This window comes from Rhodococcus koreensis (genome assembly GCF_017068375.1).
Classification (GTDB): domain Bacteria; phylum Actinomycetota; class Actinomycetes; order Mycobacteriales; family Mycobacteriaceae; genus Rhodococcus_F; species Rhodococcus_F koreensis.
In genome coordinates this window covers 315,414-329,710 of record NZ_CP070610.1, presented here as the reverse complement: position 1 = coordinate 329,710, position 14,297 = coordinate 315,414, and the positions used below count along the sequence as shown (strand labels likewise).

Genomic DNA, 14,297 nt, shown 5'->3' with positions numbered 1-14,297 from the left:
GTCCCTGAATGGCACGAGCACCATCTCAGCTCGATTGCCAGGCGGGACGTGCGATGGGACCGCCTGACTCGTTGCACGAAGAGACAGGCGCAACATCACCGGGTGGCCGCAAGGCGATCGCCTATGGGCGAATGCCTTGAGATCGGGCAACGGCACCTAGCCTTGGACGGTTGGGCGGATGGTGATATCGCCGATTTCGACGTCGTGGGGTTGTTCGATGGCAAACGCGATGGCGCGGGCGACGGCTTCCGGCGGGATGGCGAATTCGTTCATGTTCCGCTGGATCTGCGCGCGGACCTGGGCATCGTCGATGGAATCGGCGAGATCGGTCCGGACCACGCCGGGCGACACCGACGTTGTCCGCAGTACGCCGTCGGTCGATTCTTGCCGCAATCCTTCCAACAGGGTGCGGACGGCGTTCTTGGTTCCGGCGTAGACCGCCTGGGTGGGGACGATCTTCAGGCCGGACGTCGACACGGTGGTCACGAGATGCCCCTCGCCCTGTCGACGGAATATCGGAAGTGCCGCGGCGATGCCGTGGAGCACCCCACGGAGGTTGACGTCGATCATCGCCGACCAGCCGTCGACGTCAAGGTCTGTCATGTTCCCGATCTTGCTAATTCCGGCATTGTTCACCAGTACATCGAGTCTGCCGAACTCCTCTACGGCGCGGCCGACGAGCCGCTCGAGGTCCTCGGGGCGGGTGACATCAGTAGTGCAGGTGGCAGTACGTCCACCACGTTCACGGATGCCCTGGGCGAGCTCGTCGAGACGCTCGGTCCGACGCGCACCGAGGACGACCGCCGCGCCGCGCTCGGCGAGCAGGCGGGCGGTTGCCTCACCGATGCCACTGCTCGCGCCGGTGATGGCGACAACCTTGCCGTTGATGGCTGACATGTGGAATCCCTTCACTTAAAGTGGACATGTGTCCGCTTACGTTTCAGGTTAGCGGACACGTGTCCGCTTACTCAAGTCGTCATGCAGAGGACAGATGAACGCACCCCGCCGCCGCTCCGACGCTGCCGAGAATCGCGCTCGGATTATCGAGACCGCACGAACGGTCATCGCGAACTCAGACGAGCTGAGGCTCAACGCGATCGCCAAGCAGGCAGGGGTCGGCCAGGGCACCCTGTACCGCCACTTTCCGACTCGAGATGACCTGCTGGCCGAGGTCTATCGCAACGATGTCGAACAGCTCGTTGCGGCCGCGCCGGCGTTCCTCGCCGAGCATGAGCCGCTCAAGGCGCTGGCTTGCTGGTTCAACCGGGTGGCGGACTATGCACGAATCAAGCGTGGAGTGTTCGCCGCAGTCGAGACGGCGGTATGGCGGGACCTCTCCGCGCACAGCCTCGGTCCGATCGGTGATGCGGTGACAATGCTCCTTGCCGCCGGCAAAGCCGCCGGAGCGATCCGCTCCGATGTCGACGCTCGTGACGTCATCCTCCTCATCGGCTACCTGTCCCGGCTCGACGAGAACGAATGGGACATTCGAGCCCGGCACCTGCTCAGCATCGTCCTCGACGGATTGCGCCGGCGCGAGTAGCGAACGTTGATCGGCACGTCTCCGGGCTTGCCGGATGCGTTGGGGGAGACAGCCGAACCGTTGATTCCGCCGTTCGCCACCCGACCACAGGGCGGCGGCAGCGCACCGGTCGACGACCGAGCGGTGTTCACCGCGGTCGTGTTCGTGCTGATCAGCGGATGCGCCTGGCGGCCTCTGCCGCCTTCGTTCGGGATCACGGTCCCGACAAGACGTCGACGCAGAACGTGGTGTAGACGAACCCGGCCAACGTCCAACCGTAGGTGAAGTCGGCGACCCACCACTGGTCCGGGCGCTGCGGTGCGTCCCAGTTCCGCTCGATCAGATCGGGTGCCGCGGCGCCCGATCGTCGGGCTGGGTGGTGATCGTGTGGTGTTTGCCGCGGACGGCTCCGGTGATGCCGGTGATCGCCATCAGGCGGGACATCTGATCCCGCCCAATGTCGTTGCCTACTACATCTGCCCGGTCCCGCCGACACCGAACTTGCCGAGCCGGTGCGGGTGGCCGGCAGCCGCTGGGCGATAGGGGAGTGCTCCCAGACCACCAAGAACGAGACCTGCCTCGACCACTACCAGATCCGCGGGTACCCGACCTGGTACCGGCACATCGACCTGTCGATGGCCGTGGCCGCCATCCTGACGATCCTGCGCCGTGGCGCTCAAAAAGGGGATCTGAAACTGTCTCGGCCCGAGTCGTATCTCAGTATGAAGTCGGCTCAGCGAAATTGCTCTCCGCTCTATAGATCTCCGCGCTCGACGACTATAGCCAGGCATGGATGACCGGTCGACGATCCTCGGTCGGGCGACTATTGACCAGACGCGAAGCCGATGTATTTGGTTTCGAGGTACTCCTCGATGCCTTCGGTGCCGCCTTCGCTGCCGAGTCCGGACTGCTTGACTCCGCCGAACGGCGCGGCGACGTCGGAGATCACTCCGCGGTTGACACCGACCATGCCGCTCTCGAGCTTGTCGGCGACGCGGAACGCGCGGTCGACGCTCTGGGTGTAGATGTACGCGGCGAGACCGTATTCGGTGTCGTTGGCGGCGGCGACGCCCTCGGCCTCGGTGTCGAAACCGGTGATCGCGGCGACGGGTCCGAAGATCTCCTCACGGACGATGCGCGCGTTCGCCGGGACCTCGTCGAGGACGGTGGGCTGGAAGAAGTAGCCGGGACCGTCGACGGACTTGCCGCCGGTGCGGACCCGGGCGCCCGCGGCGACGGCGTCGTCGACGAGGGACGCCACGTTGCGGCGCTGCTTCTCGTTGACGAGGGGGCCGACGTGGGTGCCGTCGTCGCTGCCCGGTCCGACGGTGAGCGCGGCGATCCGGTCGGTGAGCTTGGTGGTGAATTCCTCGCGCACGGAGTTGGCCACGATCAGGCGGTTGGCGGCGGTGCACGCCTCGCCGCCGTTGCGCATCTTCGCGGCCATCGCGCCCTCGACCGCGGCGTCGATGTCTGCGTCGTCGAACACCACGAACGGGGCGTTGCCGCCGAGTTCCATCGAGGTGCGCAGAACCTGCTGGGCGGACTGCTCGATGAGGATCTTGCCGACCCGGGTGGATCCGGTGAACGTCACCTTCCGCAGCCGCGGATCCGCGAGCAGCGGTTCGGTGACGGCGGCGGCGTTCGACGCGGGCAGCACCGACAGCACACCGGCGGGCAGGCCTGCCTCGGCGAAGATCTCGGCGAGCAGCAGCATGGTGAGCGGGGTGTCCTCGGCGGGCTTGACGATGATCGTGCAGCCGGCGGCGAGCGCGGGGCCGATCTTGCGGGTGCCCATCGCGAGGGGGAAGTTCCACGGTGTGACGGCCAGGGTGGGTCCGACCGGCACTTTGGTGACCATGATCCGTCCGCTGCCGGACGGCGACGTGGTGTAGCGGCCCTGGATGCGGACGGCTTCCTCGCTGAACCAGCGCAGGAACTCGGCGCCGTAGTTCACCTCGCCGCGGCTTTCCGGCAGGGCCTTGCCCATCTCCATCGTCATCAGCAGCGCGAGGTCGTCGGTGCGCTCGATGACCTTCTCCCACGCCGAGCGCAGGATGATCGACCGCTGCCGCGGCGCGGTCGCCGCCCATTCCTCCTGGACCGCCGCGGCGGAGTCCAGTGCGCGCATCGCGTCCTTGCCGCCGGCATCGGCGACGTCGGCGATGAGGGTTCCCGTGGCCGGGTCGTAGACCGGGACCGTGCCGCCGTCGATCGGGTCGGTCTGGGCGCCGTCGATCCACAGACCGGTGGGCAGGGTGGCGCGGAGCCGTTCGAAATCAGTCATCGGAGTCCTCGTGGTGGGAATGGTGGTGATCGCACGCCTCCGGGGTGGGGGCGACGTCGAGGGCGGGGTTGCGGTCGAAGAATCCGGCCGGCTTCAGCCAGAAGGACACGGTGTCTGCACGCATGGTCCGCAGCCATGAAGGTCTGCAGGGGTACATGTCGGCGGCCAGCAGCATGCCACGCTCTGGCCGACGAATTCGACTGCAAGCCAATGTCGTTTCGCGAGCCGGGCATGATTGGCAGTGTGTGCTCGATACCGCCGGCCGCAGGAGAATGGTGAGTTGGGATCGAACATCGCCGGATTACGCGGCCGGCCAGGGCGGACATAGGCGCTTGAGCTGACCACCAGGCTCAGGCCCTACGCCGAGGAAACGGCGGAGATGCGGAGAGGGGAGTGCGCAGCGACTACGGGACCCCTAGCGTGATCCGGGAGAGGGGAATCAGTGTTTGCATCCTGGCGCGTGGACTCGTGTGTGTGGTCGCCGGGTTGCCGACCGACCCCCGGTTTGAGGCGAAGATGCACTGGCGGTGTGCATGCCGGTCGGCGGTATGGCGTCAGACCGGGATCGTGACTTCCTGGCTCGATTCCACCCGGTGGACTCGCAGCGACAACTCCCGAATTCCTAGAGAGGGGAGCATCCCGACGAAGGCCCGGCCATGTTCCGAATCGGCGTGCTGATCGAGCGCTGACTGCGACTCCCATTCCTCATAGACGTAGAAGACCCCCCGTGCCACTAGGTCAGCGCTGATAACAAACGAGATATTGCCCGCATCGTGGACCGACTTCGCCACTAGCTCCCCGATGGCGGCGCTGGCCCGGTCATGGAGGTCCTCCTCGATCACGAGGCGTCCGCTTTGGACTATTACTGCACCGTCTTGCACCTGCCCGCGCCCCGTCATCTGGTCGATGTCGTCGTGCAGCCTCTGTCGGACATCCGGGGTGAGCGAGACCAGGAACGTGTCATCGCGCAAGCCGGCGAGCAACGCGTCCGCGACCTCGTCGGGGCTCTGGAGGGCCTCCAGCTCGAGTCCGGCTTCGAAGATCTCGGTCGGTATGCCAACCAGGGGAACTTCGAGCGTGTGCCGCGTGTTGGTGATGTCCGGGCAGAGCAAGGTGACGCCCACGCCTCGAGGTGAGAGGTAGGCGTTCAGCGTGCGGGCGAGACCGATCAAACCGGACTTCGACAACGTATAGGCACCCCCTAACGGCACTTGCTCAGGAAACAGCCCAAGGCTCGATGAGGTGACAATGAGGTGGCCATGGCCTCGCGCCACCATTTCGGGCCCGAACTCGAGGAAGGCACGGACAACGCCGACAGCGTTGACATCGAGCACATGCTCCCACCGCTCGAGAGGGATCTGCTCCAGCGGGCCGGCCACCGAGGTGCCTGCATGGCTCCAGACGATGTCGGTCTGGCCCATCACCTCGGATATCTGACGGTGCAGGTCTGCGAGATCCTCTGTTCGGGTGGTGTCGCAGGCGACCGCGAGGGAGCGCCGCCCGAGACCCTCGACCTCGGACGCAACCGCCTTGGCTGCGGCCTCGTCGATGTCGGCGACGACGACATCACAACCGGCGCGCGCGAGCGCGAGAACACCGGCTCTGCCGATACCGTCTCCGCCTCCGATGACCACTGCTGTCTTGTTGCGAAGATCCATTTCAACGTGCCTTTCAGACGGATTGGCTCATGGTGTTGGCGAGATTCACGCCCTCAGGCGTTTCCCATTCGTTGATGTTCTGGTAGCCCCCGGCACCGGCCAGGTAGTCGACGAAGACGCCCTCCGGATCGCGGTCGGCACGGATCACCTGCAGCCGCTTCCATGCGTCATCGGTCAGGCATTTCACCCTGCGGTGTTGCTGGTCGGAGTCGCCCCAGTACTGACCCTTCGTGTAGGGCTCCAAGTGCTTCATCGCTCCGAGCGACCACTGCCGGTATTTTTCGTCATCCGCTGCGTCGCTGTAGATGATGTACACCCCGACCATCATTTCGGTCATCAACGACATGGCCTGGTCGGGTCCTTCGTGGGGAAGGGTGTACTGGAAGAAGGTATGCCCGGGCTCGTTGCTGGGCCGGTCCATGACCAGCGTCTGTGCGGCCGCAGCGATCTCGTCGTACGGTCCTTCGACCCAGGCCGACTCGACCCGGTAGCGGAAGCCCTTGGGATGGGTGATGTCGACGAACTCGTACTCGGACTTCATCGTCGTGGGTTGAGCATTGTTCATGATCAACGCGTGCTCGCAGTATGGTGCGGTCGCCAGGGGTGCCAGCGCCTGCTCGGCCTCTTCGCGTGTGTCGCAGAAGGCGAGTCCCCACACCGCGAAGACGTAGCCTCCCGCGTGGCCGGGGATTTCGAACTGTGGATTCATCGACACCGCGACCAGGTGGACGCTGGGCGCGATGTCCTTCTGGGCTTCGGAGAGCCACTCGAGAATCTCGGCATACCGCTCCACGGGATAAATCTGCATCGTCCCGGTAAGAGCCTTGGGTAACGGTCGGGTCTGGAGGTGGAACCGGGTGATGACCCCGCAGAACCCGGGCCCCGCTCCGCGGGCCGCCCAGAAGAGGTCCGAGTTTTGTTCGGCATCGGCGCGAACAAGGTCGCCGTCGGCCGTCACGACATCGATCGCCAGAACCTGCTCTGACGCCCAGCCCCAGCCCCGATGATTCCACCCCATGCCGCCTTGAAGCAGGAATCCGCCGATACCGACCGTCGGGCACGGCCCGCCGGGGAAGAACCGCCCGAACTGCTCGAGGTAGACGCCCAGCTCGCTGCCGCCCTGGACGGACGGGGTCACGCTGACGATGCCGGTGTTCTCGTCGAGAGAAATTTCCTTGTAGCCGCCGAGGTCGATCAGCAGGGCGTCGTCCCGCACGCCCCACACCGGGAAGCTGTGGCCGCCAGACCTTATGCCGACCTTCCAGCCGCGTTCCCTGGCGAACCGAACGCCCTCAACGATGTCGTTCTCGATTTCGGCCATCAGGACGGCCGGGGGAAAGCGGTCAGGATATCGACTGTGGAACACTCGGCCGACGCGAGCATTCTCGTAGCCCTCATCGTCGCGCTCGAAGAGGGTTCCGGTGAATCGGGTGTTGGCCGTGATGGTCGGGATGTCGATCATGGATGGTATTTCTCCTGTACTGAGGGGTGCGCAACTCGGTCTGCCGCCGGCGACATCGCGTGCTGGCAATAGGTTTGAAATTGTCGGTGTCGACGTTTATCGGGTGCCCGTGCCATCCGGCGAGGTCGGTGTCGAATCCCATCTGAGGTTCCGGGGCCGGTGCTTCGCCGTGACCAATGCCCGCTCGCGAGATGTCCTTTCACGGACGATGAGTCCGCCATAGTTGGTGCTCGGGGGTCATCGTCTTGACCCTTCCTTCTGATGAGTGCTGGTGTGCCCGCAACATTGTTGTGGCCTGCTCGGAGAGAGCTCGAACTGTGGGCGCGTCCAGTAGCCATGTCCATCGCCGGTAACCGAGCAGGCACGAGATGCGCTCCCAGAATTGTGTTCGGTCGATCCCGAACTGCACCCAGATGTCTTCTGACGATGGTCCGTCGAACGGTAGCCATTCGATGGCGAGTTCGAGGATTAGTTGATCGTCGCAAGGGCGGGCGGCAGCTTTCGAACCTCTACCGGCGCTGCCACCACGTGGGGTTTCGTTGCTCATGCGGATGTTCAATCTGTGAAAGCCGTGTTAGGGATTGACGGCCGTGAAGGGCGGACGCGTACGGTGTTCTGCCCGGGAACGGTTTTGGACACCGTGTGTTCTATGGTGATGCTCCGCGGGCACCGAACCCGCTCGCACGGAGCGGGTTCGGTGCATCCGTCAGACTATGGGGCGCGCCCGATGTGTTGACGGCTGAAGCACGTCGTGTGGGCGGTCTATTGCTGTGTGGCGTACTCGGCGAGGTTGGTCTCGAAGCCTGTTTGTGTTCCGAGGGCCAAGACTTCACCGTTGTCGATGTCTTCTTGCCATACGAGCGATCCCGTGGAGGTGTGCAGGGGGTGGTCTTGAACGGTGAGGATGCGGGCTCCTTCACCGCTGATGGTGTGTGCGTGCGCCGCCCATCCGGGTGCGGACAGCATCAGGTCGCCTGCGGACCAGTCGAAGCGCTGGCCTTCGACGATGCTGTATCCGTTGCCGGCGAAGTGGTAGTTGATGGCGGAGCTCATGTGCCGGTGGGTTCCGCCGGCGAAGTCGCCACCGATCGCGGTGATGGTGGCGAAGAACGAGGGTGTGGTGCCGTTGAGGCGTCCGGTGGAGGGGTTGTACAGGCAATACAGTGGCCGACCCGTGTATCCGGTTTTGAGGCCGAGGACGCCGCTGAGGTGTTGGCTGACCTTCGCCCAGGCGAAGAGGAGGGGGGAGTCGGTGATCGGGTCGGGGTCGATGATGTGTTCGTAGGGCAGGAGTTGGCTGCCGTCATCGCCCAACGCGATAGCGGGAGCGAGGTCTTTCGCGCGGCGTCCTGGTGCCGAGACGACATCGTGGTCGTGGGTTTCGACGGTGCTGCCGAAGTCTTCGTAGTAGGCAGAGATGGCTTCCAGCAGTGCCGCGTTGGTGTAGCGCAGATACCTGAAGGCGGTGGTGCCGTTGTTGGCCAGCGCCTCGAGGTTCATCGACGGCTTGGTCCACACGTCTTGCTGGACCACGCGCATGGTGCGGGCCCCGATGCTGACCGTGCCGTTGCCGGCCAGACACATCGACAGGCCGGTGGTGTTGGCGCGTACGGGGACGGTGGATTCCCCGGGCAGGAGGACACCGAGGCTGACCTGTGTGGCGGGGGCGAGGCCGCGGACCCCTTTCGGCGCTTGCGGATGCACGATCAGCATCTCGCGGCGGCCCCGGTCATCGGGTTCGCCGGCTTCGAGTGCGGTGAAGGCGGTGTCGATCTCGGCGGCGCTGATCATCAGCGGGGACCATTGTTCCCGCCGGTATGGGGGTGCCTGGCGACTGTCGAGCAGGTGGGCGTGCGGGCTCATTTCTTCTCCTGGATCGGATCGGTGCTGTCGGGTGTGGTGGGTTCGAGGGATATGCCGGCGGTCTCGGGGGTGAACCGCATGACGAGGGCGCCGAGGAGAGCGGCCGATGCCAGGTAGCCGACGAACAGGTACGAAACGTTGTGTTGCGCGGTCCACTGCTGCAGGTAGGGGGCGGTTCCGCCGAACACGACGGCCGAGAGCGCATAGGGCATGGCGATGCCTGAGGCGCGTACGCCGGTCGGGAACAGTTCGGACAGGACCGCCGGCAGGATCGAGGCGACGAAGGCGAACAGTACGAGCGCGATCGTCATGGCCAGACCGAATTGCCATGCGCCTTGTCGGGCGAGGTGGTCGAGGGGGAAGGCGGTGACGGCGACGCCGAGGCCGTAGATGTAGAAGCTTCGGCGTCGACCGATACGGTCCGACAGGGAACCGAGCAGCGGTAGGACCGAGGCGCCGACGGCGAGCGCGATCACGCCGGCCCACAACGCTGCCGTGGGGTCGAGGTGGGCGACGGAGATTGCCCAGGTGGGTCCGCTCACTGCCCAGGCGTAGAACATGGCGGTGACCGATGCCATGAGCAGGAACACGCGGGTCCCGGAGGCGCGGTAGGTCCACAGATTCGCAAAGACAGATCGTTTCGGGCTGGCGTTCCGGGTGGGGGCCGCGGTGGCGGATGTGAAGGCGTGGGTTTCTTCCATCCCGCGGCGGAGAAAGAGGGTTACCAGGCCGAGGGCGGCTCCGAGGAGAAATGGCAGGCGCCAACCCCAGGTGGCCATCTGGTGCTCGCTGAGAGCGGTGGTCAGGAGGGCGCCCATGATGGTGGCGGCCATGATCGCGAGGAATCCGGATACATAGATCGAGGAGGACCACAGGCCTCGACGGGCGGGAGGTGCTTCTTCGGCGATGTAGGTGTAGGCGGCGGCGACTTCCCCGGTGTGTGCGAGGCCTTGCAGCAGTCGAGCGACGAGAAGGACTGCGCCGGCGAGAACACCGACGGAGGCGTAGGTCGGTGTGAGACCGATGAGGAGCATCCCGGTCGACGCGCACGCGATCGCTACGAGCAGTGAGTGCTTGCGGCCGAATCGATCGGCCATCCACCCGAAGAGGAGTCCGCCGAAGGGACGGATCGCGAATCCCACGCCGAAGACCACCAGGGTGGACAGCAGTGCGGAGGTGGCGTTCTGGGGGTTGAACAGTGCCTTGGCGAAGAAGGGGGCGAAGACGGCGTAGCAGGTCCAGTCGAATACTTCGAGTCCGTTGCCGAGTGTGACACCGATCAGGCTGCGCCGTTGCCGCAGTGCACTGGTGGGCGTTTCGGCGGGGCTGCCGGGAAGCGGCGTGCTCGTGCTCGGGTCAGGACGATCGGTGGGCGGTGCGGTCATGGCACGTCCTCGTTCAGTGGTAGATGTGGTCGGCGTGCAGCACGGCTGCACGCTGGTCGACCAGTTGTTTGCGGATCTTCGCTAGGGCGCCTTGGGCATTGAAGGCGGTGGCCCCCACCGTGATTCCGTCACGCGAATAGGTGAACACCCGAGCGGAGTGGGAAAGGTGCACTGCGTCGACGTCCACCGCGGTCAGGTTCGGGTCGCCCACGTGCTGGATCCGGGTGCCGTGCTGATCGGACCAGAGGAACGGCACCGTCGCCGCGTGGCGTGGTGAGTGCGGATGCCCGATGTTGTGCGCGGCGATCCCGGCGTGCTCGCGGGCGTTGGTCCAGTGCTCCACTCGCATCTCCTCGCCGTAGCGGGGGTTGAACCAGCGGGCGACGTCACCGATGGCGTGGAGGTTCGATGTGCCCTTCACCCGCAGGTCGGGGCCACACACGAAGCCGTCCCGGATGGGGAGCGAGGAGTCGGCCGCCCAGTCGGTGCAGGGCGTGGTCCCGATCCCCACCACCACTACGTCGCCGACGATGGTGTCCCCGTCGTCGAGGTTCAACTCGACGGCTCGCCGATCTGCGTCATAGGACGCACCGTGCACGGCGGTTCCGCATCGCACGCTCACGCCATGTTGTGCGTGTAGTGCCGCCAGCGCGTGGGAGACCGGTTCCGGCAGCACCCGGGCCGCGATCCGTGGTCCGGCCTCGATGATGGTGACGTCGAGGCCGAGTTCGCGCGCACTGGAGGCGACTTCGGAACCGATGAATCCGCCGCCGATGACGACGACGCGTGGGCGGCGACGCAGGTCGTTGCGCAGTGCAGTCGCCTCGGCGAGGGTTCGGAGATAGTGCACGCCCGGTATCCCGGCGAGCTGGGGGAGGTGGCGGGGTGCGGAGCCGGTGGCGAGGATGGCGCTGTCGTAGCGGATGACGCTCCCGTCGCCGAGGGTGAGTGTCGACGCCGCTGGATCCACGGCGACGGCCTGTGTTCCCCGGAGGTAATCGATGCCGTGTCCGATGTGGTCGGTCAGGGTCGGTGACGGGAGGTCGGTGTTCGACAGCACCGCCTTCGACAGTGGTGGCTTGTCGTACGGATCTTCGTCTTCACCGTCGACGAGGACGATGCGGCGGTGCGGGTCGTTGTGTCGTAGCGCCGCCGCCGCTCGGATTCCGGCGACGGAGGCGCCGACGATGACGGTGGTGGCTCCGGCGTTCATGGTCAGGACTCGGAGATTCGGATAGCCCGGACGGGGCAGTCGGCTTCGGCTTCACGAAGGCTGTCGTGGTCTGCCTCCGTGGGGTGGCCGGGCTGGGTGAAAGCGATGTTGGTGTCGGGGTCGAGGTCGAAGACGTCGGGCGCGGCGACCAGGCAGTTTCCGTAGCCATTGCAGGCCGCGGTGTCGATGTGGATGCGCGGTGTCATAGTGCTTCAGCTCCTGGGTGCAGCGTCGATGAAAGCCAGGGGGAGTTTTCGTAATCCGAAATGTGTCCCGGCCTCGATGGCCGTGAAGGCGGGGTCGGCCGCCAGCGTGATCGGCGGATACTGGCAGAGGGTTTCGAGAAGGATGCGCAGTTCGGATCGGGCAAGTGCAGATCCGACACATTGATGAATGCCCCACCCGAATGCCAAGTGGCCTCGTGCGGAACGGTCGATGTCGAACGCCGTGGGGTGCTCGAACTGGTGGGGGTCGCGGTTGGCTGCGGCATTGAGAAGCAGTACCCACGAGCCTGCCGGGATGGTGGTATCGCCGACATCGACTGCGCGATTGGTGCGGCGGGCGAACATCTGTGCAGGTGTACGGAGCCGCAGCATCTCCTCGACGTACCGTGGTGCGACACTGGGGTCGGCGCGAAGCCGCTCCTGCAAGGGCAAATCCGATGCCAGCAGATACAGCAGGGTGCTCACCGAATTCAGGGTTGTCTCGTGGCCGGCGACAGCCAGCGTCAGAAGCACCGAGTGTATTTCTCCGATGTCGATCGGGCGTCCGTCGACTTCAGCATCGAGGAGCCAGGTCAGGTAGTCGTCGGGCCGACGGGCGCGGTGCTCGTCGATGTCGCGGTCGAGGGCATCGACCAGCGCCGCGCGGCCTCGAAGCTGAGACTCGGCCGTCCCGTCCTTCCAAATGTCCTCGGTCAGTTCGCGAAAGCGCGCCACGGTTGCCGGGGAGAAACCGACAATCTTGGTGAGCACGCGCAGCGGAATCGACAGTGCGACCTCAGCCACGGCGTCGCCTCCACCTGACTGGTAGAACGCGGCGACGACCTCGGAGATCATCGAGGTGAGCCACGGCTGCAAATCACGTATCGAGTCGGGAGTCAACGCTCGCGTCAGCAACGACCGATAGTGGGTGTGCACCGGGGGGTCGTAGTCGATCGGTATCGACGACATGCCGTCCACCATCGGGATCCGGTGACCAGAGGCAGAGGAGAAGGTCTCGTGGTCACGAAGCGCCTTCTTGACCTCCGAATAGCGACTGATGATCCAGTATCCGCCGTGGAGAGGCGAGTAGGTCGCAGCGCCGGCGGATAACAAGCGCTCGTACGCGTCCCAGAGGGTCGTGTCATTCCAACCCGGACTCAGGTGATCGAATTCGAATCCTCCGGTCGGCGAAGTCATTTGCTCGCCCTCGGCTGTGTTGGTCGTGATAGTTTCCGACACCGGGCAATGCGGTATCCGGTCTCCCGTGCCGATAGTGGACATGGTCCGGTCCTTTCGTGGGCTCGCGACGGCCCCGCCTCGAAATCAGTGCTCCAGGTCACACTAAGAGCGCACCGCTATATAAACAATTACCGAATTGGAGATAAGGGCATAAGTCGCCACTTATTCCGCAGATCGTCAAGCGAATAACCGCCTTCTTATGGATTCATCAGAAAGATGATCCTTGCCTTATGTCGCGGGAACGATAGTGTGATTGCGGTCACTATCCACCTTTGTGCGGGGAGTTCCGCGCAGCACTCGAAGAGGACCACCATGAAGCCGAGAACCGAAGACCCTTCGCAGCTGAGCCTCGGGTACTTCTTTCCCAGTGGAAAGACAAATTTCCTGTACTCGGACGAAGCTGCTCGGCGAACACCGGCGATGACGAAAGCGAACCTGGGCGAACTCGCCCAAGCGGCCGAACGGGTGGGCTTCGATTCCTTGTTCATCGCTGACAACTGGTCCGGGCACCAACGTGTCGCCGAGGGGTTCGGGCACCAGTCGCCGGCGTATCACGCGCCGTTGCTGGCCATGGCTCTGCTGGCAACGACGGAGCGCATCGGCGTCATCTCCACGTTCCACACCACTCACCACAAGCCCGCTCATGTCGCTCGAATGGGCGCCACGCTCGATGCGTTCAGCGACGGGCGGTGGGGCTGGAACGTGGTGACGGGATTCAGTGCCGACGAGGCGGCACTGTTCGGGGAGCCGTTCATCGACCACGACGAGCGTTACGTCATGGCAGCCGAATTCGTCGACATCGTCAAAAGATTGTGGACCGAGCACGAACCCATCGACGTCGACGGCAAGTATTACCGCGTGACGGGACGGATCAAAAGTCCCCGGCCCGTGCAGGATCCGCACCCCTTGTTGGTCAGTGCGGGCGCGTCTCCGGCGGGCGCCGAGTTCGCTGCACGGTTCTGCGATCAGTTGGTGACGTTGGCAAACACCGAGGAGTTGGTGCGTGAGGTCGATCGTCGGCTGGCTGCGTTGACCGAAAGTAGTAAACGAGCGGTGGGAACGTGTCCGTTCTCGATGGCGATCGTGCGCCCGAACGAGGGCGAGGCCGAGGAGGAATATGCGCGTCTGCTGCAGACTCTCAACGTCGAGGCCACCAAGGAGATCGCCGCTGATGTGCTCGGATCGATCGAATCCTCGCGGTCGATGTACGAGAAGATGGGGGAGGGCGAAGCCACCCGCGCGTTCGGCGGTGCCGGCTCGGTTCTGCAGCTGATCGGAACCCCCGAACAGGTCGCGGAGAAGATCATTTCGCTCAAGCGCACCACGGCGACATCCAATGTGCTGATCAACTTTCCTCTGTGGAGTCCGCAGGAGCTGGAGTCGTTCTCACCGGTGTTGCCGTATCTGCGGGAAGCGGGAGTCTGGTCGCCGCCGCAGGAGCGGAACTGGTCGTGGTGACAGTGCG

General features: G+C 64.8%; 12 protein-coding genes and 3 pseudogenes. 4 read left to right on the top strand and 11 right to left on the bottom strand.

Features of this window, described 5'->3' with window-relative positions; genetic code table 11:
- Positions 1 to 156 precede the first annotated feature (156 nt).
- Positions 157 to 897 (bottom strand): SDR family oxidoreductase, encoded by a 741-nt coding sequence (locus JWS14_RS42505; RefSeq protein ID WP_206016420.1) that lies wholly within the window; start codon positions 895 to 897, stop codon positions 157 to 159.
- A gap of 94 nt (positions 898 to 991) precedes the next feature.
- On the opposite strand from JWS14_RS42505, the gene JWS14_RS42500 reads away from it, so the two are divergent.
- Complete coding sequence (locus tag JWS14_RS42500; protein WP_095869924.1) at positions 992 to 1,543, top strand: TetR/AcrR family transcriptional regulator; 552 nt, start codon at positions 992 to 994, stop codon at positions 1,541 to 1,543.
- Between the two features lie 27 nt (positions 1,544 to 1,570).
- Positions 1,571 to 1,768, top strand: a pseudogene (locus JWS14_RS42495) (transposase); the annotation flags it as partial.
- On the opposite strand, the pseudogene JWS14_RS42490 reads toward JWS14_RS42495, so the two are convergent.
- Positions 1,746 to 1,990: pseudogene (locus JWS14_RS42490) on the bottom strand (IS3 family transposase); the annotation flags it as partial. The pseudogenes JWS14_RS42495 and JWS14_RS42490 sit on opposite strands and share 23 nt — an antisense overlap.
- Here JWS14_RS42490 and JWS14_RS42485 point away from each other — a divergent pair.
- Positions 1,976 to 2,217: pseudogene (locus JWS14_RS42485) on the top strand (IS701 family transposase); the annotation flags it as partial. The pseudogenes JWS14_RS42490 and JWS14_RS42485 sit on opposite strands and share 15 nt — an antisense overlap.
- A 128-nt stretch (positions 2,218 to 2,345) precedes the next feature.
- Here the strand turns inward: JWS14_RS42485 and JWS14_RS42480 are convergent.
- The 9 genes from JWS14_RS42480 to JWS14_RS42445 form a co-directional block, all read right to left on the bottom strand.
- Positions 2,346 to 3,809, bottom strand: a complete 1,464-nt coding sequence (locus JWS14_RS42480) for an NAD-dependent succinate-semialdehyde dehydrogenase (protein ID WP_206016419.1) — start codon at positions 3,807 to 3,809, stop codon at positions 2,346 to 2,348.
- Positions 3,802 to 3,933: a hypothetical protein gene (locus JWS14_RS51315; protein ID WP_259376162.1), complete on the bottom strand. Its 132-nt coding sequence runs from the start codon at positions 3,931 to 3,933 to the stop codon at positions 3,802 to 3,804. Before JWS14_RS51315 ends, JWS14_RS42480 begins: the two co-directional genes overlap by 8 nt.
- Before the next feature lie 430 nt (positions 3,934 to 4,363).
- On the bottom strand, positions 4,364 to 5,467 hold the full coding sequence (locus tag JWS14_RS42475; protein WP_206016418.1) for an SDR family NAD(P)-dependent oxidoreductase: 1,104 nt from the start codon (positions 5,465 to 5,467) through the stop codon (positions 4,364 to 4,366).
- Between the two features lie 13 nt (positions 5,468 to 5,480).
- Positions 5,481 to 6,929 carry an FAD-binding oxidoreductase gene (locus tag JWS14_RS42470; RefSeq protein WP_206016417.1) on the bottom strand — a complete coding sequence of 483 codons (1,449 nt, stop codon included), beginning with the start codon at positions 6,927 to 6,929 and terminating at the stop codon, positions 5,481 to 5,483.
- A gap of 762 nt (positions 6,930 to 7,691) precedes the next feature.
- Positions 7,692 to 8,792, bottom strand: a complete 1,101-nt coding sequence (locus JWS14_RS42465) for a cupin domain-containing protein (RefSeq protein WP_206016416.1) — start codon at positions 8,790 to 8,792, stop codon at positions 7,692 to 7,694.
- Positions 8,789 to 10,177 (bottom strand): MFS transporter, encoded by a 1,389-nt coding sequence (locus tag JWS14_RS42460; protein WP_206016415.1) that lies wholly within the window; start codon positions 10,175 to 10,177, stop codon positions 8,789 to 8,791. Before JWS14_RS42460 ends, JWS14_RS42465 begins: the two co-directional genes overlap by 4 nt.
- 13 nt (positions 10,178 to 10,190) lie before the next feature.
- Positions 10,191 to 11,390, bottom strand: a complete 1,200-nt coding sequence (locus JWS14_RS42455) for an NAD(P)/FAD-dependent oxidoreductase (RefSeq protein ID WP_206016414.1) — start codon at positions 11,388 to 11,390, stop codon at positions 10,191 to 10,193.
- Between the two features lie 2 nt (positions 11,391 to 11,392).
- Entirely contained in the window at positions 11,393 to 11,596 is a 204-nt protein-coding gene (locus JWS14_RS42450; RefSeq protein WP_167118166.1) for a ferredoxin, read from the bottom strand.
- 6 nt (positions 11,597 to 11,602) lie between these two features.
- The gene (locus JWS14_RS42445) at positions 11,603 to 12,874 is read right to left on the bottom strand and encodes a cytochrome P450 (RefSeq protein ID WP_206016413.1); all 1,272 of its coding nucleotides are present in this window, start codon (positions 12,872 to 12,874) and stop codon (positions 11,603 to 11,605) included.
- A 270-nt stretch (positions 12,875 to 13,144) separates the two neighbouring features.
- Here JWS14_RS42445 and JWS14_RS42440 point away from each other — a divergent pair, with 270 nt between their 5' ends.
- Positions 13,145 to 14,290 carry an LLM class flavin-dependent oxidoreductase gene (locus tag JWS14_RS42440; RefSeq protein WP_206016412.1) on the top strand — a complete coding sequence of 382 codons (1,146 nt, stop codon included), beginning with the start codon at positions 13,145 to 13,147 and terminating at the stop codon, positions 14,288 to 14,290.
- Positions 14,291 to 14,297 lie beyond the last annotated feature (7 nt).